19 protein-coding genes and 1 CRISPR repeat array are annotated in these 21,006 nt (G+C 58.8%); of the genes, 13 read left to right on the top strand and 6 right to left on the bottom strand.

Features of this window, described 5'->3' with window-relative positions:
- Positions 1-6 precede the first annotated feature (6 nt).
- Both MTP39_RS02840 and MTP39_RS02835 read left to right on the top strand, forming a co-directional pair.
- Complete coding sequence (locus MTP39_RS02840; RefSeq protein WP_249241359.1) at positions 7-2,064, top strand: YgiQ family radical SAM protein; 2,058 nt, start codon at positions 7-9, stop codon at positions 2,062-2,064.
- On the top strand, positions 2,037-3,152 hold the full coding sequence (locus MTP39_RS02835; protein WP_249241358.1) for a ComEC/Rec2 family competence protein: 1,116 nt from the start codon (positions 2,037-2,039) through the stop codon (positions 3,150-3,152). The genes MTP39_RS02840 and MTP39_RS02835 overlap by 28 nt, the downstream gene beginning before the upstream one ends.
- 228 nt (positions 3,153-3,380) lie before the next feature.
- Here the strand turns inward: MTP39_RS02835 and MTP39_RS02830 are convergent, their stop codons facing one another.
- The 3 genes from MTP39_RS02830 to MTP39_RS02820 form a co-directional block, all read right to left on the bottom strand.
- Positions 3,381-3,833, bottom strand: a complete 453-nt coding sequence (locus tag MTP39_RS02830) for a MarR family transcriptional regulator (RefSeq protein ID WP_249241357.1) — start codon at positions 3,831-3,833, stop codon at positions 3,381-3,383.
- A 15-nt stretch (positions 3,834-3,848) separates the two neighbouring features.
- A complete protein-coding gene (locus MTP39_RS02825; RefSeq protein WP_015536613.1) occupies positions 3,849-5,207 on the bottom strand; it encodes a citrate/2-methylcitrate synthase in 1,359 nt (452 codons plus the stop codon).
- 118 nt (positions 5,208-5,325) lie between these two features.
- On the bottom strand, positions 5,326-5,748 hold the full coding sequence (locus tag MTP39_RS02820; RefSeq protein WP_015536612.1) for a BlaI/MecI/CopY family transcriptional regulator: 423 nt from the start codon (positions 5,746-5,748) through the stop codon (positions 5,326-5,328).
- Between the two features lie 582 nt (positions 5,749-6,330).
- Between MTP39_RS02820 and serC the strand changes: the two genes are divergently transcribed.
- Positions 6,331-7,413 carry a 3-phosphoserine/phosphohydroxythreonine transaminase gene (gene serC, locus MTP39_RS02815; protein ID WP_249241356.1) on the top strand — a complete coding sequence of 361 codons (1,083 nt, stop codon included), beginning with the start codon at positions 6,331-6,333 and terminating at the stop codon, positions 7,411-7,413.
- Positions 7,414-7,428: 15 nt separating this feature from the next.
- A complete protein-coding gene (locus MTP39_RS02810; protein WP_249241355.1) occupies positions 7,429-8,589 on the top strand; it encodes a phosphoglycerate dehydrogenase in 1,161 nt (386 codons plus the stop codon).
- A 240-nt stretch (positions 8,590-8,829) separates the two neighbouring features.
- Positions 8,830-9,321: a CRISPR direct-repeat array (repeat unit 27 nt; unit sequence ATTACAACTTATCCCCGCAAGGGGACG).
- 70 nt (positions 9,322-9,391) lie between these two features.
- Here the strand turns inward: MTP39_RS02810 and MTP39_RS02805 are convergent.
- The 3 genes from MTP39_RS02805 to MTP39_RS02795 are packed head-to-tail and all read right to left on the bottom strand — an operon-like array spanning position 9,392 to position 12,446.
- Entirely contained in the window at positions 9,392-10,825 is a 1,434-nt protein-coding gene (locus MTP39_RS02805; RefSeq protein ID WP_249241354.1) for a TM1812 family CRISPR-associated protein, read from the bottom strand.
- A gap of 1 nt (position 10,826) precedes the next feature.
- Complete coding sequence (locus MTP39_RS02800; RefSeq protein ID WP_249241353.1) at positions 10,827-11,831, bottom strand: hypothetical protein; 1,005 nt, start codon at positions 11,829-11,831, stop codon at positions 10,827-10,829.
- Between the two features lie 6 nt (positions 11,832-11,837).
- On the bottom strand, positions 11,838-12,446 hold the full coding sequence (locus MTP39_RS02795) for a TM1812 family CRISPR-associated protein (protein ID WP_249241352.1): 609 nt from the start codon (positions 12,444-12,446) through the stop codon (positions 11,838-11,840).
- 145 nt (positions 12,447-12,591) lie between these two features.
- Between MTP39_RS02795 and MTP39_RS02790 the strand changes: the two genes are divergently transcribed.
- From MTP39_RS02790 to cas6, 9 genes are all read left to right on the top strand, one after another.
- On the top strand, positions 12,592-12,795 hold the full coding sequence (locus MTP39_RS02790; protein ID WP_249241351.1) for a hypothetical protein: 204 nt from the start codon (positions 12,592-12,594) through the stop codon (positions 12,793-12,795).
- A 71-nt stretch (positions 12,796-12,866) separates the two neighbouring features.
- Complete coding sequence (locus tag MTP39_RS02785) at positions 12,867-13,235, top strand: hypothetical protein (RefSeq protein WP_249241350.1); 369 nt, start codon at positions 12,867-12,869, stop codon at positions 13,233-13,235.
- 783 nt (positions 13,236-14,018) lie between these two features.
- Positions 14,019-14,252: a hypothetical protein gene (locus MTP39_RS02780; protein WP_249241349.1), complete on the top strand. Its 234-nt coding sequence runs from the start codon at positions 14,019-14,021 to the stop codon at positions 14,250-14,252.
- A 263-nt stretch (positions 14,253-14,515) separates the two neighbouring features.
- On the top strand, positions 14,516-16,924 hold the full coding sequence (cas10, locus tag MTP39_RS02775) for a type III-A CRISPR-associated protein Cas10/Csm1 (protein ID WP_249241348.1): 2,409 nt from the start codon (positions 14,516-14,518) through the stop codon (positions 16,922-16,924).
- The gene (gene csm2, locus MTP39_RS02770) at positions 16,908-17,438 is read left to right on the top strand and encodes a type III-A CRISPR-associated protein Csm2 (protein WP_249241347.1); all 531 of its coding nucleotides are present in this window, start codon (positions 16,908-16,910) and stop codon (positions 17,436-17,438) included. Before cas10 ends, csm2 begins: the two co-directional genes overlap by 17 nt.
- Before the next feature lie 2 nt (positions 17,439-17,440).
- Positions 17,441-18,115, top strand: coding sequence for a type III-A CRISPR-associated RAMP protein Csm3 (gene csm3, locus MTP39_RS02765; protein ID WP_249241346.1), 675 nt, complete (start codon positions 17,441-17,443; stop codon positions 18,113-18,115).
- A complete protein-coding gene (csm4, locus tag MTP39_RS02760) occupies positions 18,096-19,061 on the top strand; it encodes a type III-A CRISPR-associated RAMP protein Csm4 (protein ID WP_249241345.1) in 966 nt (321 codons plus the stop codon). The genes csm3 and csm4 overlap by 20 nt, the downstream gene beginning before the upstream one ends.
- Entirely contained in the window at positions 19,058-20,143 is a 1,086-nt protein-coding gene (gene csm5, locus MTP39_RS02755; RefSeq protein WP_249241344.1) for a type III-A CRISPR-associated RAMP protein Csm5, read from the top strand. The genes csm4 and csm5 overlap by 4 nt, the downstream gene beginning before the upstream one ends.
- Positions 20,140-20,892, top strand: a complete 753-nt coding sequence (gene cas6, locus MTP39_RS02750) for a CRISPR system precrRNA processing endoribonuclease RAMP protein Cas6 (protein WP_249241343.1) — start codon at positions 20,140-20,142, stop codon at positions 20,890-20,892. Before csm5 ends, cas6 begins: the two co-directional genes overlap by 4 nt.
- The last annotated feature ends 114 nt before the right edge of the window (positions 20,893-21,006 follow it).

Below are 21,006 nucleotides of genomic sequence, written 5' to 3'. Positions count from 1 at the left end.
AGCATTATGGAACATTCTACTCCCCAGATCTACACCGAATTTCTTCCCATCAGCCGGGCGGACATGGAAGCCCGGGGCTGGGAACAGCTGGACTTTGTGGTGGTGGGCGGTGACGCCTATGTGGACCACCCCAGCTTTGGCACTGCCATCATCAGCCGCCTGCTGGAAGCCGAGGGCTACAAGGTGGGCGTGCTGGCGCAGCCCCGCTACACCGACTGCGAGGACTTCAAGCGGTTCGGCAAGCCGAAGTACGGCTTTTTCATCGGCGGCGGCAATGTGGACAGCATGGTCAGCCACTATTCCGTGGCAAAAATTCCCCGCGCCGAGGACGAATACTCCCCCGGCGGCAAGGCCGGTGCCCGCCCGGACCGCAGCGCCACCGTGTACACCAAGCTTGCCAAGCAGGCTTACCCCGACCTGCCGGTGATCTTAGGCGGTCTGGAAGCCAGCCTGCGCCGGTTTGCCCACTACGATTACTGGCTGGACACCGTGCTGCCCAGCATCGCGGAGGACTCCGGCGCGGATCTCATCAGCTTTGGCATGGGTGAGCACCAGACCGTGGAGATCGCCCGCCGTCTGGCCGCCGGAGAGCCGGTGGAAAGCATTACGGACGTGAACGGCACCTGCTACCTGACCGATTTCGACCACCTGCCCCAGCGGTATGTGGAGTGCGCCGGTTTTAAAAAGGTAGCCGCCGACAAGACCGCCTATGCCAAGGCCTGCCGCATCCAGATGGATAATCAGGACGTGGTCAGCGGCCAGATCATCGTGCAGAAGCAGAGCGAAAAGTATCTGGTGCAGAACATCCCCGCAAAGCCGCTGGTGCGCGGAGAGCTGGATAAAGTCTACGCCCTGCCCTACACCCGCCGCTACCACCCCATCTACGAGAGCATGGGCGGCGTGCCCGCCATCCGCGAGGTGCAGTTCTCCATCATCCAGAACCGCGGCTGCTTCGGCGGCTGCAACTTCTGCGCCATCCAGCTGCATCAGGGGCGGCGTGTCACCAGCCGCAGCGCCGACAGCATCGTGGAGGAAGCCGAGCGCATGACCCACGAGCCGGACTTCAAGGGCTACATCCACGATGTGGGCGGCCCCACCGCAAACTTCCGCTTCCCCTCCTGCCGCGAGCAGATGCTGCGCGGCATGTGCACCGGCGGCAAGCACTGCCTTGCCCCCACCACCTGCTCCCACATGATCGTGGATCACAGCGACTACCTTAAGATCCTGCGCCGGGTGCGGGAGCTGCCGGGCGTGAAAAAGGTGTTCATCCGCAGCGGCATCCGCTTCGACTACCTGATGGCGGACCCGGACGATACCTTCTTTAAGGAGCTGGTGGAGTACCATGTGTCCGGCCAGCTGAAGGTCGCCCCGGAGCACTGCGCCCCCAATACCCTTGCCTACATGGGCAAGCCCCCCATCGAGACCTTTAATAAGTTCAAGGATAAGTTCTACGAGCTGAGCAAGAAGGCGGGCAAAAAGCAGTATCTGGTGCCCTACCTCATGTCCAGCCACCCGGGCAGCACTTTGAAGGACGCGGTCTATCTGGCCGAGTACCTTTATAAGAACCACATGCGCCCGGAGCAGGTGCAGGACTTCTACCCCACCCCCGGTACCGTGAGCACCTGTATGTTCTATACCGGCCTTGACCCCTACACCCTCAAGCCGGTGTTCGTAGAAAAGACCCCCGAGGGCAAGGCGCTGCAGCGTGCACTGCTGCAATACTACGAGCCCCGCAACGCGGAAAAGGTGGTCAAGGCTTTGCAGCTGACCCACCGGGAGGACCTGATCCCCCTGCTTGTGCCCGCCGCAGGCCGCCGCGCCGTGCAGCGCACCGCCCGCCGGGCAGAGAGCGCCGAGGTGACCATCCACAACGATGGCACCTATACCGTACATTCCAACCAGAAGGGACGCAGCACCGGCAAAAACACCCGTACTGCTGCTCCGGCAGGCCGTCAGCCCAGCCCGGGCGCACGCTTTGCGCCCAACTCTGCAACCGGCCATAAGCCCAAAAATATTCAACAGAAAGAGAACGCAACGTGGAAAACTGGAAAGAAGAAAAAGTAACCCTGTTCCCCCGCCGCCTGTTCCTGCGGCTGGCTGCGCTGGCGCTGGCCGCTGTGCTGGCGCTGGGGCTTACCGCCTGTGACAGCCTGCCCGGCGATGGCGGACACATCGTCAAGCCCTCCACCGGGTCAAGCCAGCCCTTTGAGATGCACTTTATTGATGTAGGGCAGGCGCTGAGCGTACTGGTAGAGTGTGACGGACAGTTCATGCTCTACGACGGCGGCAACGTGGACGACGGCAGTCTGGTGGTCTCCTACCTGCAAAAGCAGGGGGTGGAGCAGCTGCAATATGTGTTCTGCTCCCACGCCCACGAGGACCATGTGGGCGGTCTTGCCGCCGTAATGGCAAAGTTCCCGGCGGGGCACGCTTACAGCCCGGTGACGGAAGCCTCCACCAAATGCTTCAACGATTTTGTCAAGTATACGCAGCAGCAGGGCTTGCAGCTGGAAGTGCCCTCCGTGGGCACGGTCTGGCCGCTGGGCAGCGCCACCGTCACCCTGCTTGGCCCGGTAACGCAGTACAGCGAGACCAACAACACCTCACTGGTGCTGCGCATCGACTATGGCAACACCAGCTTTCTGCTGACCGGCGACATGGAAAAGACCGCCGAGACCGACCTTGTGAACAGCGGTGCCAACCTGAAGGCCGATGTTTTGCAGGTAGGGCACCATGGCTCCAGCACCAGCACCGGCTACCTGTTTCTGAATGCCGTTCTGCCGGAAATGGGCGTCATCTCCTGCGGCACGGGCAACAAGTACGGCCACCCCCACGAGGAGACCCTGAGCATCCTGCGGGACGCAAAGGTGGACGTCTACCGCACCGACCTGCAGGGCACCATCACCATCGGCAGTGACGGCCAGAACTTCACCGTGGGCACCGAGCACTTTGTACCGGACAGCCAGCTGAACCCCACCGACCCGTCGTCCTCCAGCACGGCGCAGCAGGCTTACATCGGCAACGTGAACAGCAAAAAGTTCCATCTGCCCACCTGCGCCAACCTGCCTGCGGAAAAGAACCAAATCCTCTTTTCCAGCTATGACGAAGCCATTGCCGCAGGCTATACCCCCTGCGCAAGCTGCATCAAATAAAGCTTTGCTTTCAAAATACCGGAGTGTCTGCGGATGCTCCGGTATTTCATTTTACACCGGGCAGCCCCTTGGGGATGACTGAGGGAGTTCGTTCCCAAACTCCTCCCCGTGAAAACGCAATGCCGGAGCGTCCGCAGACGCTCCGGCATTGCCCTATTAAAAATCTATTTTCCGCTAAACATGCGCAAAGCACAGCGGCGCGCATTCCCAATCGTTTTCTAAAAGCTGTTACTGCGCTACCGGGAACTCCTTTTCCCGCTCTTCTTTCAGGATGGCGGTGGCGCGCTGCATGGTGGCAGCGGCGCGGCGCAGTTCCTCGTCTCCAAGCTCAGTGCGCATCCGGCGGTAGCAGCGCTGCAAAAGTTCCCGCTCCTCTGCCATCAACTCCACCGCCTTGCTGGAAAGCTCCACATAGGTGCGCCCGGCCTCGCGGTCGGTTTTCCACGTCACAAAACCGCTGTCCTGCAGCTTCTCGATGCCCTTGGAAAGCTCGGTCACCCGCAGCCCCATAGCGGCGGCAAGGTCGGCAAGATAGACTTTTTCGCCGGGGTGCGCCTCCTGCGCCACCTTGATATAATACAGGATGAGATAATCTGCCCGCTGGATGGTGCTGAACACCTTATCCACGTTAAGCTCGTGGAGAAAGAACCATTCCCCCTGATGCTGCTGCAACTCTTCCATGCCGATGCCCTCCCTTTATGCCCGCTGGCTGCGCGGGATATAATCATGGGTGCCGCCAAGGCTCTTGTAGGCCGGGCGGATGATCTTGTTGGCGCTGAGCAGCTCCTCGATGCGGTGGGCGCTCCAGCCCATCACGCGCGCCACGGCAAACAGCGGGGTGTACAGCTCCATGGGGATACCCAGCATCTCGTATACAAAGCCGCTGTAAAAGTCCACGTTGGGGCTTACACCCTTGAAGATCTTGCGCTCCTGCGCAATAAGCTGGGGTGCCATGCGCTCGATGCGGGTGTAGAGCGAAAGATCCTTGTCCCGTCCCTTTTCGTGGGCCAGCTGCTCCACATAGCCCTTGAACACCACCTCGCGCGGGTCGCTGAGGGAGTAGACGGCGTGACCCATGCCGTAGATCAGACCCTTGCGGTCGAAGGCCTCGCCGTGGAGCAACTTTTTCAGGTAGGCTTCCAGTTCCTCGTCGTCCTCGAGGTCGTGGAGGTTGTCCCGGATGTTCTGCATCATGTGCATGACCATCAGGTTCGCACCGCCGTGGCGCGGGCCCTTGAGGGAGCACAGCGCCGCCGCCATGGCCGAGTAGGTATCGGTGCCGGAGGAGGTGACCACGCGGGTGGTAAAGGTGGAGTTGTTGCCGCCGCCGTGCTCGGCGTGCAGCAGCAGCGCCACGTCCAGCACGCGGGCTTCCAGCGGGGTGTACTGCATATCCGGGCGCAGCATCCGCAAAAAGTTCTCTGCGGTGGAAAGGCTGGGGTCCGGGCGGTGGATATACATACTTGCGTCTTTTTCGTAGTGGTTATAGGCATGGTAGCTGTACACCGCCAGCATGGGGAAGATGCCCGCCAGCTGGATGCTCTGGCGCAGCACGTTGGCGGTATCCAAGTCTGCCGCCTTGGGGTCGTAGGAAGCCAGCGTCAGCACGCTGCGCGCCATGCTGTTCATGATATCATGGCTGGGCGCCTTCATAATGACATCGCGGGTAAAGTTGGTGGGCATGGTGCGGCACTCGCCCAGCACCGCGCAGAACTGCTCCAGCTGCTCCGGGGTGGGCAGCTGGCCAAACAGCAGCAGATAGCCTGCCTCCTCAAAGGCAAAGCGGCTGCCGCGGCTGCCGTTGATGAGGTCTTTTACGTCATAGCCGCGGTACAGCAGCTGACCGTCTGCCGGGTGCTTGACCCCGTCCACATACTGGAAGGCCCGGATGTCCGAGATGTTGGTCAGACCTGCCAGCACGCCCTTGCCCGTCTCATCGCGCAAGCCCGCCTTGACCCCGAACTCCCGATAGAGGTCCTTGGGGATGCGGTCATGCTCTGCGCAAAGGGGCTGCTGCTGGTCGAAGTAGCTTAATACATTCTGCAAATGATCCATGTGTCTGGCTGCTCCTTTCCTGTTCGTCCATATCAGTTTCTTATTTTTCAACAGCTTTTATATTACAGAACGGATATTTCGGTGTCAACCAACTATTTGTAAACAAAAATAAAACAATTCAACCGTAGGGGTCGTACAAATCGTACTCCTCGGTCTCCTGATGCTTCTCCTCCAACACCCGGATGGCCTGCTCCAAGGCGCTCTGGGAGCAGCCGCTCTCGCTTACCAGCGCATGGACGGCGGCGGCAAGGTCGCCGTCAAACAGGGTGTCCAGCCGCTGCCGCATACAGTACACACCGTACGCCCGCCGGGTGACCAGCGGCACATACACGTTGCAGTTGCCCTGCTTTGCCGACCGGACCCAGCCTTTTTCCTCCAACCGGTAGAGAAAATTCAGCACCGTAGCCGCCGCCCAGCCGGTGGCCTTGAGTTTCTGGCTGATGTCCCGCCGCGCCGCCGCACCCGGGCACGCCCACACCGCAAGCATCACCTGTTCTTCCGCCGCCGAAAGCGGCCGCAGGGTATCTGGTAAGCCGTACATCTGTTGTACCTCCTTGAATGCATCCATTCCCCTCAGTCACCGTTTTGCGGCGGGACGATTTAGAATGGTCTCCGCTTTGCTCTGACCATTTTCAGCGGAATGACTATTTTATTTCGCGTTTGGAGTGACCGCGTTTGCGGAGCGCAGCGTAGCAATGAAAGCCCCAGTGGGGCTTTTAAGCGGCAGAGCGGTCTGCGTTAGCAGATGGAGGGGCTTTGCCCCGACAAGCTCTGCGGGCCGCTCCAAACGCACTTTCACAGTTTGAGCTTCGTTTTTCTTTTACATTTGTCTTAGTATTTCCAGTATACCGCATTTCTGCCAAAGGTGCAAGGGCGGAAAATCCGCATGAAATCAAGGGATCGTGCATATCTTTTACAATTGTCTTATATTTTGTCCTTGCACGGCGTACATTTGTATGCTTTGTGCCATCAGGCGGGGTACAGGGGCCATATCTTTGTGCAAAGATGCTCTTGTTTTCGGCATGAGAAAACCGGTATACTACGGCTACGGAAAGCAAAAGACGCACCGCAAAAACGGCGGTACTGCGTAATAGGTGTATCACAGGAAAAGGAGAGGTTGATTATGGCACGAGTATATAACTTCAGCGCAGGCCCCAGCATGCTGCCCGAAAAGGTGCTGCGGCAGGCACAGGCCGAGCTGCTGGAATACGGCGACAGTGGTCAGAGCGTGATGGAGATGAGCCACCGCAGCAAGTGGTTCGATGCCATCATCAAGGACACCGAAGCTTCCCTGCGCCGGGTGATGAACATTCCCGATAACTACAAGGTGGGCTTCTTTCAGGGTGGTGCTACCCAGCAGTTTGCCATGGTGCCGCTGAACTTTATGACCACCGGCAAGGCGGACTACATCGTGTCCGGCAACTTCTCGGGTCTGGCTGCCAAGGAGGCCGCCAAGTTCGGCGAAGCCAAGATCGTAGCGTCCAGCAAGGATAAAAACTTCACTTATATCCCAGATGTAAACGCTATCGACTACGACAAGGATGCCAGCTACATCCACATCTGCCAGAACAACACCATCTTCGGCACCCAGTATGTGGAGCTGCCGCAGGTGGAGGGTGTGCCGCTGGTGGCAGATATGAGCTCCATGATCCTTTCCAAGCCCGTGGACGTCAGCAAGTACGGCTGCATCTACTTTGGCGTGCAGAAGAACGTAGCCCCCGCCGGTATGGCCATTGCCATCATCCGGGACGACCTGCTGGGCCACGCTGCCGACAACGTGCCCACCATGATGAACTACACCACCCTGCTGGCGAAGGACAGCATGTACAACACCCCGCCGTGCTGGTGCATCTACATGACCGGTCTGGTGCTCAAGTATCTGGAAAACGACATCGGCGGTCTGGCCAATATGCAGAAGATCAACGAAGCCAAGGCCAAGGTGCTGTACGACTATCTGGACGGGCAGGCGTTCTTCACGAACCCTGTGGAGCACCGCTACCGCAGCACCATGAACGTCACCTTCACCAGCCCCAACCCGGACATGGACAAAAAGTTCTGCGCCGAAGCCGCCGAGGCGGGCTTTGTGAACCTGAAGGGTCACCGTCTGGTAGGCGGTATGCGCGCTTCCATCTATAACGCCATGCCTGCCGAGGGCGTGGACAAACTGGTGGACTTCATGGAGAAGTTCCGCAAAGAGAATGCATAAAGAGGGGTTTCAGATATGTACACCATCAAAACGCTCAACGCCATCAGCCCGGTGGGGCTGGCAAAGTTGCCCAAGAACCAGTTCGATGTCACGGTGGATGCCGATGCCCCGGACGGCATTCTGGTGCGCAGCGCCGACCTTTTGAACACCACCTTCAACAACAATCTGCTGGCCATCGCCCGCGCCGGTGCGGGTGTGAACAACATCCCGCTGGAGCGCTGCAGCGAGCAGGGCATCGTGGTGTTCAACACCCCGGGTGCCAACGCCAACGCCGTGGCAGAGCTGGTCATCGGTATGCTCATTGCGGGCAGCCGCAACGTAGCTGCCGCCGCCCAGTGGTGTCAGGGACTGGCCGGTGACCCCGCCATGGCCAAGAGCGTGGAAAAGGGCAAAAAGCAGTTCGTGGGCAACGAGATCAAGGGCAAGACCCTTGGCGTCATCGGTCTGGGTGCCATCGGCTCCCGGGTGGCAAACTGCGCCATCGAGCTGGGCATGGAGGTCTACGGCTACGACCCCTACATCTCCATTGAGGCCGCATGGAACCTGAGCAGTCAGGTGCACCACTGCGTAAACCTGAACGATATGCTGCCCCTGTGCGACTACATCACCATCCATGTGCCCTACCTGCCCACCACCAAAGACACCATCAACACCCAGACCCTTGCCCTGTGCAAGGACGGCGTCAAGATTTTGAACTACGCCCGCGGCGAGCTGGTGAACACCGCCGCCCTGCTGGAGGCTATGGACAGCGGCAAGGTGTCCGGCTACATGACCGACTTCCCCTCCGAGGCCATTCTCGGCCGTCCCGGCATCGTGTGCACCCCGCACCTTGGCGCTTCCACCCCGGAAGCCGAGGACAACTGCGCCATCATGGCAGCGCAGGAGCTGAGCGATTACCTGCGCAACGGCAACATTACCCACTCGGTCAACCTGCCGGAGGTGCACCAGCCCCGCGCCGGCGGCAAGCGCATCTGCATCATCCACAAAAACGAGCCGGGTATGATCAGCCAGATCACCGCCCTGACCACCGAAGCGGGCTTGAACATCGAAAACATGGTGAACAAGAGCAAAAAGAACATGGCCTACACCATGCTGGACGCCACCGGTGCCGTGGATGCCCGCCTGAGCGAGAAGCTGAGCAGCATCCCCGCCGTCATCCGGGTGCGCATCCTGTAAACCGCCCAAAGCAGCACCAAAAACACCCGCCCTGCCGGAGCACCTTCTGCCCCGCCGGGCGGGTTTTGTGCGTTGCGGGCATTTTGCCGCCCGCCGGGCTTTCCGCTTCGCACCCCGGAATCCGGCCTTTTTCCTGAAAACGTCCTTTTCTTTTGCGGCAAAAAGAGGTATAATAGTTTTGTATTATGCGTTCTTCCCTGTTTTGCGCGTATTTTTCGCGCTTTTCCAGTGAAGTTTGCTATTACAACTTATCCCCGCAAGGGGACGGAAACTCAGCAGCGCTCATGGTTTTAACAACGGGTGCAGACATTACAACTTATCCCCGCAAGGGGACGGTAACGTATAGTCGATAGCCGCCGCCGTGGCCTTGTACATTACAACTTATCCCCGCAAGGGGACGGTAACATATCTGTCTGGTAGTATCCACCACCATAGATCTATTACAACTTATCCCCGCAAGGGGACGAAAACTTAAAGCTAAACATATATTTTATCTCCTTTTTATATTACAACTTATCCCCGCAAGGGGACGGTAACATTGCCAGGATGGGGTCCGGGTCGGTGGTTTCCTGATTACAACTTATCCCCGCAAGGGGACGGTAACATTCTAATCATCGTCAGCGATAGTGGTTTCTTCTATTACAACTTATCCCCGCAAGGGGACGGTAACTCTTTCAGTTAGTTCGGAGAAACAGGTTTCGGAAAATTACAACTTCTCCCCGCAAGGGGACAAAAAAGCCCCTCCGCGCTGGTACGAACCAGTGCGGAGGGGCTTTTTTTTTCAGATTCTTCTGTTTTAGGGTCAGCGGGTGGGCGTTCCGGCGGGGATGGCCGCATCAACGGGAATTGCCTCGATGCCCTGCGGGACGTTCCGCTTCAGGGGGCGGATCTCATGTAGGTAGACGGCGATCTTTTGCAGGATCTCTTCAATGCTCTCGGTATCCAGCGGCAGAACGCGCTCGCTCTGCAAGCCCAAGTCGTTGGCGCTGGCGTGATTGATCTGGTTGCGGTACTGCATCACACGCTGGTAGAGCAGGGCGGCCCGCTCCAGCTGCGGGCGGATGGCAGGGTCGATGACCAGCTGGTCGGAGGCAAGCGCCATATCCAGATAATCGTGCATTTCTGCATCATTTGCTACGCCGAACAGCATATTGCCTTCTGCATCGTCCCGGCTCAGGGTCAGGCGCAGGTCTGTTGTATAGGGATATTCCTTCTGCAACAGCGTCAACCGGCAGAAGTGGAAGTGGAACAGCGGGTACACCCACGGCTTGCCCCTGTTCTGCATCTGCGCTGCCAGATACTCCCAGCCTTTGGGGGTGGGCTGCACAAAGAGATGCTGGCAGACATATTCCGGCATCTGCTCGCACAGCAGGGTCAGCGCCTGCTGGTACATCCCGTGGTCGGCGCACCAGCTCACCAGTGCAGGCAGCGCCTTTTCGCCGGAGGAAAGCAACTCTGCAAACTCGGTGTTGAAACGGTCTTTCAGCAGCCGGAAGAACAGGTCGGTCAGGTTCTGGCTCTTCTTGGGCGTTTCTTTCAGCGCCTGAGCGATCTGGTTCAGATCGTCGTTCAATTTCTGCACCCGGCACAGCGCCAGATCTTCCGAAAACTGGTTGATGCGGGTCAGCAGCGTGTGCAGCACCGGGTCTTTTTCGCCCTCGCTCCACAGATAGCTCTTCAGCTTTTGCGCGGTGCCGGTGGAGAAGAACGCGTCCATGGCGGTAACAAAGTCGAACAGATCATACAGCTGGGTGCGGTCGTGCGCGACAGGCTCTTCCCCCCGCAGCTCTGCATAGATCACCCGGCGGGTCTGCACACCGCGCAGGTCCCGCATACAGCGGGCAGCGGTCACCAGCAGCATGGCAGTGTCCCGCATACCGCCGGAAAGGTCGATGGAAAGGGTGTCCCCTTCGTTGATCTTTTCCAGCAGCTGCGAGATGGCCTGAAACTGCTTTTTTTCGTCATCCATGCTGTCCGGCACTTCGATCACCACCAGCCGCTCTGCCGGGATGCCCACCCTGCGCAACGCATCGCGGAAATATTCCAGCGTGGTGCAGGTGCTGCCGTCCGGCATTTCCACCATCGCTTTTTTGCGCACCGTCTCGCTGCACAGTGCCAGAATGCAGTCCGGGGTCTCCTTTTCCTTTATCAGGTACCGCACCGCGCCCTCGTTGGTCTGGGTCTTATAGTTCTGGTTTTTCGGGCTCATATATAAAAGTAAAACATCGCGTCCCATCTTATACGTCCTCCTGTTCCGTTTTCATCTGCACCAGTTTTTGCTGCCATGTTTTGCGCCGCTGCGACACTGCCGCCCGGCTCACACCAAGAAATTCTGCCACGGTCTTATCCTGCGCCGGGTTGCGCTCCGGGTCCAGCAGGGCGTGGAGCGCGGCGCATTCCAGCGCTTTGGGCGCATAGGGCGGCTGAACGGTAAACGCTACATACCCATGCAGCAGCAGGATGTCCCACAGGCAGTTGTCCTGTTCCAGCAAGCGCAGGTCATCACAGTTTGCCAGCCGTGCGGGGGTATCCTCTGCCGGGGGCAGCACGTCCCTGTTGCGCAAAAAGCCCAGTAGTACGCTGCTCCACAGCGGGCCGGAAGTCTTGCCGTACTGCTCCTTCTGCTGCAAGTTCATCAGCCCGATGCCGCGGTGCAGCCATACCAGCAGCTCACCGGTCTGCTCCGCCTGCTCCTCCACGCTTTGCGCCGGGGCGGCGACCCGCGTTTCCAGTGCCGTCTCCTCGCCGTCGGTGCCGTCCAAGCTGAGGATCGACTGCTTGTTGCGCAGCGCCTCCCGCAGGGTCTTGACCCCGACCCCGGCAATATCGGCCACCAGCTGCTCCTTTTCCGGGTCGTGGCAGAGCTTTTCCTCGGTGATCTGGTTCTGCGCCATATAATCCAAGGCCTTTTTGATCTTGCGGTTGGTCTCCCGGCCAAAACCGGTCACCGCCATTTGTTCCTGCTGTGCGTCATGGGCGTTCTGGTGCTTCAGGGCGCTGCACAGATAGGCGCTGAAGGTCTGCCCGGGCTTCGGCACCCAGAAGTCAAACGCATTCAGGAAGATGCGGCAAAAGTCCCCGCCGTCCAGCGGCTGCCCAAGGGTCAGCGCAGCGGCAAAGCAATCGCCCCAAAGGGTGCGGAACTGTTCATCCCCCGCCTCATGCAGCGCTTTGCGCTGCTCCGGCGGCAGCTGCAGCAGGGGCGAGGCGTTGATCTTGTCCCATACTTTATCATTCTTCATGGCGGTTCAGTCCTCCCGGTGCTGGCTCATCCAGATCAGCTGATGGAACACCTCTTCTGCGGTCTTGCTGTCCCGCATGGTACCCACCAGCCCGGCAAGCTGGTACAGCGCTGCCATATCGTAAAGCCGCGCACCCACCACCTTTCCGTTCTCCCGCCTGACCTCGCCATAATAGACGCCGCCCACCTCCAGCTCGGTGTGGGTGGCTTCGGCACAGGTAAGCGCGGTCAGCGTGACCACCGGGATGCTCTTGGAGCCGTAGGTGATGCAGGCATACACCCGGGTGACCTGCGGCAGGGCATCCACCAGATCCCGGCACAGGCCGATCAGCGTTTCCGGGCGCTGATCCTCGGGCAGGGGCACCGGCTCCACCTGTTCTTCCGTAATACCAAGCTGCGCCAGCTCTTCCAGCAGGCGCTGATAGTTGCGGGCGGTATCGGCGTTTTCCTGCCGGATGGCCAGCAGCCGCACCGTGTCCCCGGGTTCAAGGGTATCCCGTATTACCTGTACGATAGGGAAACAGGTGGCCGTGGGGGCCTCTGCCCGCTCCCGCTGGTACAGCATGGGGTCCAGCTTTCCCTGCAAAGGCACGGTGGTGATATAAGTCTTTAGCACAGGGCAACACTCCTTTTTATAAGATTCATTATCTGCATCATACCATAAAAAAGCCGCTGCTACAATGGTTTAAAAAATTTATGCAGATTTATTTTTTTCTGCCTTAACTGCGCCCCTGCCGTGGGCTTTTGGTAGGTGAAAGGAGGTGAAAAACATGTTTGAGCTGATCTCTACTCTGGGCTGCGCCGCAGCCGGTGCCGTCGCAGGCGCCGTGAAGGGCGCCACCATCGGCATCGCCGTGGGCGGCCCTGTCGGTGCCATTGCCGGCACCGTCCCTCTGGCCATCGTTGGCGGCGTTACCGGCGCTCTGGCCGGCAACAACGTCGGCCACCGCATCGACAAGCGGTGAGCCCCGCGCCAGCGCTCCCGTCCGTTTTGTGCGGACGGGAGCCTTTTATAAACAACCGGGAGGTACACGCTATGTTCATCAACTTTTCCAACCACCCCCACGCCCTGTGGAGCGCCGAGCAGCAGGCGGCGGCGCAGCGCTACGGCACGGTGGTCGATCTGGCTTTTCCCGCCATCGACCCCGCCGCCGACGAGGCCGCGCTGGACTCCCTTGCCACGGTATACGCCGACCACATCCTGCACCTTGGCCCGGACGCCGTGCTCTGTCAGGGCGAGTGCACCTTTGTGTACCGGGTGGTCCAGCGTCTGGAAGCCGCGGGCATCCCCACGCTGGCCGCCTGCTCCCGCCGCCAGAGCCAGGAGACCACCTGCCCGGACGGCAGCACCCTGAAGCGCAGCATCTTCGCCTTTGCCGGGTTTCGCCGCTATGGCTCGCCCTGAAAAGGGATTTCAATTTTTCCGCCGCCGTGGTATAATGGGGTTGCCCCGCAAGGGGACGGAAACTTACGGAAGTTCTTGTTGATATTAGACATAATACAAATTTCAACTTATCCCCGCAAGGGGACGGAAACGGCTCGATCTCGAGCATGCTCACGTCGACGACGATTTCAACTTATCCCCGCAAGGGGACGGAAACTCGTGCGCTGTAACTTCTCTGTAAGGCTTGCTGTCATTTCAACTTATCCCCGAAAGGGGACGGAAACGCCGGGGTATGCAGCAATTTCAACGAGACCGTCATTTCAACTTATCCCCGCAAGGGGACGGAAACTTGGCGTACTTCATAGCATCCATGGCTTCGTCAGATTTCAACTTATCCCCGCAAGGGGGCGAAAACACAAATTGCCCGCTAATAGACATGATGTTATCAGTACCATCCCCGTAAGGGGGCGAAAACTTTTCAAGGTTCAACCATGAACCATGCACAAACTATTTCAACCTATCCCCGCAAGGGGACGGAAACTTGTTAATGCGAACGAAATTGGACTTCTTCATAAATTTCAACTTATCCCCGTAAGGGGACGGAAACCGAGAAGGCTGATACTCGGCGTTAATCTCTGCAGATTTCAACTTATCCCCGCAAGGGGACGGAAACCTGGATCGCAGAACCCTTGTCGTTGAGCTCGACATTTTAACTTATCCCCGCAAGGGGACGGAAACGTCAGCCATCAGCTTAGACGGCGAGTGGATGCCGATTTCAACTTATCCCCGAAAGGGGACGGAAACGTGATGTCCTTGGTGCTGTTAGCAACACTGCGAATTTCAACTTCTCCCCGCAAGGAGACGGAAACTGCAATCGTGGTTGTAAACAACGACGATCTTGTTGCATTTCAACTTATCCCCGCAAGGGGACGGAAACAGCGCTGCCCTTGCCCGGTCGAAGAAAAACTGAATATTTCAACTTATCCCCGCAAGGGGACGGAAACCTATTCAATCTTGCAAACTCAGTTGCTTTCCTGACATTTCAACTTATCCCCGCAAGGGGGCAAAAAACTCCGCATCAAAAAAGATGCGGAGTTTTTCTTTTGCAAACCTTAACTCTTTATTTTCCGTGGGCTTTTTCTCTATGAACAGAGCTGCTGCGGCATTTTCTCTGCCATGGCTTTTGTATTGCGACAAAATGTGCTATAATAGAGCCAATTCCAAGCATCTCTTACAAAATACACAAACGCATTTTTTATTTATTGTGCAATTCTTCCACAATTTGTAAAGGAGATGGTATTTTGAACGTTCTCACCCTGCAGTCCACCTACGGCGGGCTGCTGCACGACACCGGCAAAGCGGTGTACCGTGCCGGTGGGCAGCGCGGCAGCCACGGGGAGCAGGGCTGCCAGTTTTTGCGCGGTGTTTTGTCCGGCGCAGACTGGGCCCCGGTTCTGGACTGTGTGCGTTACCACCATGCCGCCGCGCTGCGCGGTGCTGCAAATTCGCTGCCGGCCGATTCCCCGGCGTATCTGGTCTATCTGGCCAACCTACTTTCCGGCGCGGCTGACCGCCGGGAGACCGAAGGCGAAAGCGATACCTACCGGCGGGAGCTTCCGCTGGATGCGGTGTTCACCCACCTGAACGGTTCCCACCCCGGCTGGATGATGCCCGCGCAGCCGCAGGACGGCAGCCTGAAGCTGCCGCAGAAGTCCCAGCCGCTTTCCGCTGCCGTCTACGCCGAAGCCGTGCGCACGCTGGAAGCGCAGCTGCCGCAGCTGCAGCCCCAGCCCCAGCAGCTCGGCAAGCTGCTGGGGCTGCTGGAAACGCAGCTTGGCTGTTTCCCGTCCAGCATCTATCCCGGGGACGGCGCGGATATTTCCCTGTTCGACCACGCCAAGACCACCGCAGCCATTGCGGCGTGCCTTAGCGAATATGTACAGGCAAACCACATCACAGACCTGCGCAAAGCCCTTTTTGAACAGCAGGAAGATTTTTGCCGGAAGGGCGTTTTTCTGCTTTACACCGCCGATTTCTCCCGCATCCAGAAGTTCCTTTATACCGTCCACACCGAAAACGCCCTGCGCTCCCTGCGCAGCCGGTCGTTCTTTCTGGAGCTGCTCATGGAGCACTATCTGGACGAGCTTCTGGCCGGGTGCGGCGTGTCCCGCGCCAACCTGATTTACAGCGGCGGCGGGCACTGTTATGTGCTGCTGCCCAACACCGCCGCCGTGGCCGATACCCTGACCCAGTGGAACCGGCAGTTCAACCGCTGGCTGCAACAGCAGTTCGGAACCCAGCTGTTTCTGGCCAACGCATGGACGCCCTGTTCCGGCAACGACCTGACCAACACCCCCGCCCAGAACAACCCCTATAAGGAGCTGTTCCGCCGGGTGAACCGGCTGCTGGAACAGCACAAATTCCATCGCTACACCGCCGAAGATCTGCGGCTGCTGAACGATACCGCCGCTTACCCGGACGGCCGGGAATGCAAGGTGTGCGGCACCAGCGCCGCCCTTTCGGGCGAGCTTTGCCCGTGGTGCAGGCTGTTTGCGGAGTTTTCCTACAAGATTCAGCACAAGAGCGTTCTGGTGGTAAGCCGTCAGCCCTCGGCAGCCGATGACTGCCCGCTGCCCACGCTGGACGGCAGCGGCGCCCACCTGACCACGACCGACCGGGCTGCGGCGCAAAAGCGCCTTGCTTCCGGCGAACCGATCCTGCGGGTATACACCAAAAACACACCGTACAGCGACCTTTCTTCCACCACCAACCTGTATGTGGGCGATTACGCTGCCAGCAACAGTATGGAGGAACTGGCCCAGCAGTCTGCGGGCGTGCGCCGCATTGCGGTCTGCCGCATGGATGTGGACAACCTCGGCCATGCCTTCATCTCCGGTTTTGAACAGGAGAACGAAAAAGACCCGGTGCGGCGGATGCGCTATGTCAACCTGTCCCGCACCTCGGCGTTCTCCCGGCAGATGTCCCTGTTCTTCAAGGGCTACATCAACGGCATTCTGGAGGGTTTGCAGGTAAGCATCGTCTATGCCGGCGGCGATGACGTGTTCCTTGTGGGCGCATGGAGCGATGTTCTGGAAGCCGCGCAGCGCATCCAGCGCAATCTGACCGCCTTTTCCTGCGGGGCGCTGACCCTCAGCGCAGGCATCGGCATCTTCGATGACCATTACCCCATCCGGCTTTCTGCCGAGGAGACCGCCGCACTGGAGGAAGCCGCCAAGCATCTGCCCGGCAAAAATGCCGTGGCGCTGTTCATGCCGGAGCGCAAAGCCGTCCGGGATGCAAAGGGCAATCTGCTGGTGCAGCCGGAGCAGGGGCATACCTATGCGTGGGACACCTTCCGCACAGCGGTGCTGGAGGAAAAGGTAGGCCGTTTGCAGCGCTTCTTCCAAGCCTATGACAGCAGCTGCGCAGACAAAGGCGAGACCCCGCGCGGAAATTCCATGCTCTACAATCTGCTGGCGCTGCTGCGGGAAGCGGAGAACGACCGCATCAACCTTGCGCGGTATGCCTATCTGCTGGCACGGCTCTCCCCCAAAAAGAGCGCACCGGACTATCCGCTCTACGAGCAATTTTCTCACAGCATGATGGACTGGGCTTTAGACGCCGTGCAGCGTCACCAGCTCATCACCGCGATCTACATTTATGTGTATCAGAACAGAAAGGGTGGCGACACAGATGGCAGAATGGAATAACAATGGCCGGGGCTATGGCGGCGGCTATAACAACAGCCGGGGCGGATATAACAACAGCTACAACGGGAACCGCAGCTCTTCCGGCAGCTATAACAACCGCGGCGGCTACGGTCAGCAGAAGGAGCTCCCGCCGGAGATCACGCCAAAAAAGGTGCCGGAAGATTATGTGGACGAAGCCGAGCGCATCATGCGCAAACTGATGAGCGGCGGCAAGACCGTGACCACCAGCAAGATCCGCAACCTGCTGAGCCTTGTGACCGATATCTATAACAAAGAAAGCATCCGCACTGAGGACAAGCTGCAATCAGACAGCGTGGTCAAGCTCAACCTGATGCGGGTGCGTGTGGCTTATGAGTGCGGGCGCGATGATACCGTAAAAAGCTTTGTGGCGCAGACGAACCTGCTGGAATACCTTAAGGGCATTTCCACCGACCGTGCGGATCTGATCCGTTTTGCACACTACATGGAAGCGCTGGTCGCTTTCCACCGCTACTTTGGCGGCAAGGAGGGGTAATTATGTATGGTAAAATTCTGATCCGGTGCGAGCTGATCGTGCGCACCGGTATGCACATCGGCGGTTCCTCTGCGTTTTCTGCCATCGGTGCTGTGGACAGCCCGGTGGTGCGCGACTGCTATACCGGTCTGCCCATCGTGCCCGGCAGCAGCCTGAAGGGCAAGCTGCGCACCCTGCTGGCCCGCAGCGTATATCAGGATATAGATGCAATGGCAAAAGCCGGTAATTGCAACAAGGACCCCGAGCAGATCCTGCGCCTGTTCGGTGCCTCGGAGCCGGTGCGCCGTTCCCGCCTGCAATTTGCAGACGCCTTCCTGACCAACGAAAAAGCGCTTTCCAACGTAGGCGTGACCGAGGTCAAGACCGAAAACGCGATCTCCCGTGCAACCTCTGTGGCCAATCCCCGCCAGATCGAGCGCGTGATCGCCGGTGCAGCCTTTGGCGTCAGCATCGTTTACGATGTCACCGACCCGGCACAGGTGGAGGAAGATCTTGCCCTGCTGGCCAAGGGCATGAAGCTGCTGCAGATGGATTATCTGGGCGGTCACGGCTCCCGCGGCAGCGGCCGCGTCAGCCTGAAAAACTTTGCGCTGGAAAGCTACGGCGCACCGGTGGAGCTTGACAGCCTGAAAGCCCTCTTTGATGAGGTGGACAGCTATGAACTATTTTCTGTTTAAGCTTCAGTTCGACACCGCCGTGCATTTCGGCGGCTCGGACTCCGCATTGTCGCTCTACACCTCCGAGGAGACGTTGCGGGCAGATACCCTGTTTTCCGCGCTTTGCCATGAGACGCTTGTCCAGCAGGGAGAAGCTGCGCTGGAGCGGCTATGCGAAAGCGTCCGGCAGGGCAAGCTCCTGTTCAGCGATACGATGCCGTGGTACGGCGAAACGCTCTACCTGCCCAAGCCCATTGCTGCATCGGAATCCACCGAGGAGGTGGAGACCACCCTGCGCAAAAAGGTCAAAAAGATGGCTTGGATCCCTGTGCTGGCCTTCGACCGCTATGCCAAAAGCCTGCACGCAGGGCATTTTACGCCCGATGACCAGCCGGAAAGCTTTGGCACGCATTATGAGCAGACCAAGGCCGCTGTCCCCATGCAGGGAGACACCATGCCGTATCAGGTAGGGCTGTTCCGGTTCGCGCCGGACTGCGGGCTGTATTTCCTCTGCGGCCTTGCAGAGAATGGGCAGGATAAAGCGCTGGAACACCTGCTGGACGGGCTGGGTGCCACCGGGATCGGCGGCAAGGTCAGCGCCGGTTACGGCAAATTCCATGTGGTGCAAAAGCGCTGCCTGAATACGTCCTCTGACGCGCAGACCAAGTGGCTGTACCGTGCGCTTTCTGCCAACCGCGCGCCCTATCTGCTGCTGACCACCAGCCTGCCGCAGGCGGATGAGCTGGACAGCGCACTGCAAGACGCCTCTTTCCAGCTGGTGCGCCGCAGCGGCTTTATGGCCTCGGATCGCGTGGAAACGCCGCTGAAGAAAAAAACGCAGTATGCCCTTGCCGCCGGTTCTGTGCTGCAGCACCCCTATCAGGGGGCGCTGTACGATGTCAGCCTGGCCGATACGCACCCGGCATACCGTTATTCCAAACCGATCTTGATGGGGGTGACATTATGATCCAGCAGGATCATCTGCAGATCTTTGATCTTACTCTGAACGTATGGGCACCTCTGTTTATCGGCAACGGCGGCAGCTATACCAAAAAAGAGTATCTGTATAACACCCGCAGCGGAAAAGTTTCCTTTCTGGATGAGCAGAAATTTTTCACCTTTCTGGCAGAGCGCGGGCTGATCGACCGGTACACCCAGTTTATGCTCAGCGAGCAATCCAACCTCTGGGCGTTTCTGACCAAAGACTGCGGCGTTTCTGATGCGGAGCTGAAAACCCTGACCCGCTATCAGATCGAGGTAGGCGATGCTCTGGATGCCGAGCACTCGCTGAAAGAGATCCACGCGTTCCAGCGTGACGCACAGGGGCGTGCTTACATCCCCGGCAGCAGCATCAAAGGTGCGCTGCGCACCGCTTGGCTCCTGCAGGCCGTACTGGCCGACCAGAGTACCGGGCACAGCCTTGCCCCCCGCCGCGCCACCTTTCCGGAAGAGAACTACGTCAACAAGCTGCGTCTGCGCACGCTGAAAGACGGCAGCATCGCTTCGGACGCCGTCAACAGCATTTTCCGTGGCATTCAGGTCTCCGACAGCCTGCCCATCCCGGACAACTGCATGATGCTGGCCGGAAAAACGGACTCTGCCACGGATGGCGGGACCCACAGTATCAACCTCTGCCGGGAATGCGCCGCACCGGGCACAGCCATCCGCTTCAAGCTGACGCTGGATCAGTCGGTGCTGAAGGGGCGTATCACCAAAGAGTCCCTTCTGGAAGCCATTCAGCAGTTTGATGCTTATTACGAGCAGACATACAGCACACACTTCACCCCGCCGCGCGGTGCAGTCAACCTGCCGCAGCAGCCGCACCTGATCCTTGGCGGCGGTTCCGGCTTTTTTGCCAAGTCGCTGGCGTACCCTTATCTGGGCGAAAAAGAAGGGCTGCGCTGGACGGCAGAGCAAATGGCACAGATGTTCCGCAAGCACGGGCATGAGCGCGATATCGAAAAAGGCGTCTCCCCGCACACCATGAAATATACCCGCTTTCGCGGCCGGGTCTATCCCTATGGATACTGCGGGGTGAACATCCTATGATCCAGCAGTTTCAGCTTGTTTTAGCGCCGCCCAAGGATGTACGCATCCCGCAGGCATGGGCTTACCGCCTGTATGGCTGGCTGATGGCGCAGCTTCCGGCAGACGTTGGCGATGCCCTGCATCTGCAAGGGGAGCACCCCATTGCGCATTTCCTGCATTTTTCGCCGGAAAAACAGGCGCTGGTCTGGACGGTCAACCTGCTGAACGAGGCAGTCCGGCAGAGCGTCTCTCCCCTTCTGACGTCTGTAAAGGAGATCCCGCTGCACGAACTGACCCTGCCGGTCGCAGAAGTCCGTGTTTCCCCGGCGGTCTCTGCCGCAGAACTGATCCGCTTTGGCCGTTCCTGTGGCGAAAACCGCGCAAAGCTTGTTTTTCTGTCGCCCTGTGCCTTCAAGCAGTCCGGCCGCTATGCTATTTTTCCGCAGGAATCGCTGCTTTTGCAAAGCCTGACTGCGCATTGGAACACCGCTTTCCCGGAATACGCCCTTACGGATGATGATGCGCTGCTGGCCTTGCAGCAGGGACTGCATATCGTGGACTACAACCTGCGCACCACACGTTATCCGCTAAAGGAAACGCGCATCCCGTCCTTTCAGGGCAGCGTAACGGTCGAAGCGCACCTTGCGCCGCCGCTTCTGGAGCTTTGGAACGCACTGCTTTCTTTTGCGCCCTACGGCGGGGTCGGCATCAAAACGACCCTTGGTATGGGCGGCACAGCCTTTTTCAGCGGGCGCACCGGTGCACCGTAAAAGCGCCAATTTACAACAAACAAAAAGGTGAAGTGACCAGCGATCACTTCACCTTTTTTTGTAGGAGTCATGCCCGGCAAAGCCAGCCGGACAGGCCTTACCTGAGCTGCTTTC

It is taken from the genome of Faecalibacterium sp. I3-3-33 (assembly GCF_023347295.1).
In the GTDB taxonomy this organism is placed as follows: domain Bacteria; phylum Bacillota; class Clostridia; order Oscillospirales; family Ruminococcaceae; genus Faecalibacterium.
Note: the sequence above shows the minus strand (reverse complement) of the source record. Positions and strands in the feature narration are given on the sequence as shown.

Bases quoted from the DNA above. Each gene is read 5' to 3' on its own strand.
- serC (WP_249241356.1), top strand. From the start codon at position 6,331: ATGGCACGAGTATATAACTTCAGCGCAGGCCCCAGCATGCTGCCCGAA.
- MTP39_RS02840 (WP_249241359.1), top strand. From the start codon at position 7: ATGGAACATTCTACTCCCCAGATCTACACCGAATTTCTTCCCATCAGC.
- MTP39_RS02830 (WP_249241357.1), bottom strand. From the start codon at position 3,833: ATGGAAGAGTTGCAGCAGCATCAGGGGGAATGGTTCTTTCTCCACGAG.
- MTP39_RS02825 (WP_015536613.1), bottom strand. From the start codon at position 5,207: ATGGATCATTTGCAGAATGTATTAAGCTACTTCGACCAGCAGCAGCCC.
- MTP39_RS02800 (WP_249241353.1), bottom strand. From the start codon at position 11,831: ATGAAGAATGATAAAGTATGGGACAAGATCAACGCCTCGCCCCTGCTG.
- MTP39_RS02785 (WP_249241350.1), top strand. From the start codon at position 12,867: ATGTTCATCAACTTTTCCAACCACCCCCACGCCCTGTGGAGCGCCGAG.
- csm3 (WP_249241346.1), top strand. From the start codon at position 17,441: ATGTATGGTAAAATTCTGATCCGGTGCGAGCTGATCGTGCGCACCGGT.
- MTP39_RS02810 (WP_249241355.1), top strand. From the start codon at position 7,429: ATGTACACCATCAAAACGCTCAACGCCATCAGCCCGGTGGGGCTGGCA.
- csm2 (WP_249241347.1), top strand. From the start codon at position 16,908: ATGGCAGAATGGAATAACAATGGCCGGGGCTATGGCGGCGGCTATAAC.
- csm5 (WP_249241344.1), top strand. From the start codon at position 19,058: ATGATCCAGCAGGATCATCTGCAGATCTTTGATCTTACTCTGAACGTA.
- MTP39_RS02805 (WP_249241354.1), bottom strand. From the start codon at position 10,825: ATGGGACGCGATGTTTTACTTTTATATATGAGCCCGAAAAACCAGAAC.
- MTP39_RS02820 (WP_015536612.1), bottom strand. From the start codon at position 5,748: ATGTACGGCTTACCAGATACCCTGCGGCCGCTTTCGGCGGCGGAAGAA.
- cas6 (WP_249241343.1), top strand. From the start codon at position 20,140: ATGATCCAGCAGTTTCAGCTTGTTTTAGCGCCGCCCAAGGATGTACGC.
- csm4 (WP_249241345.1), top strand. From the start codon at position 18,096: ATGAACTATTTTCTGTTTAAGCTTCAGTTCGACACCGCCGTGCATTTC.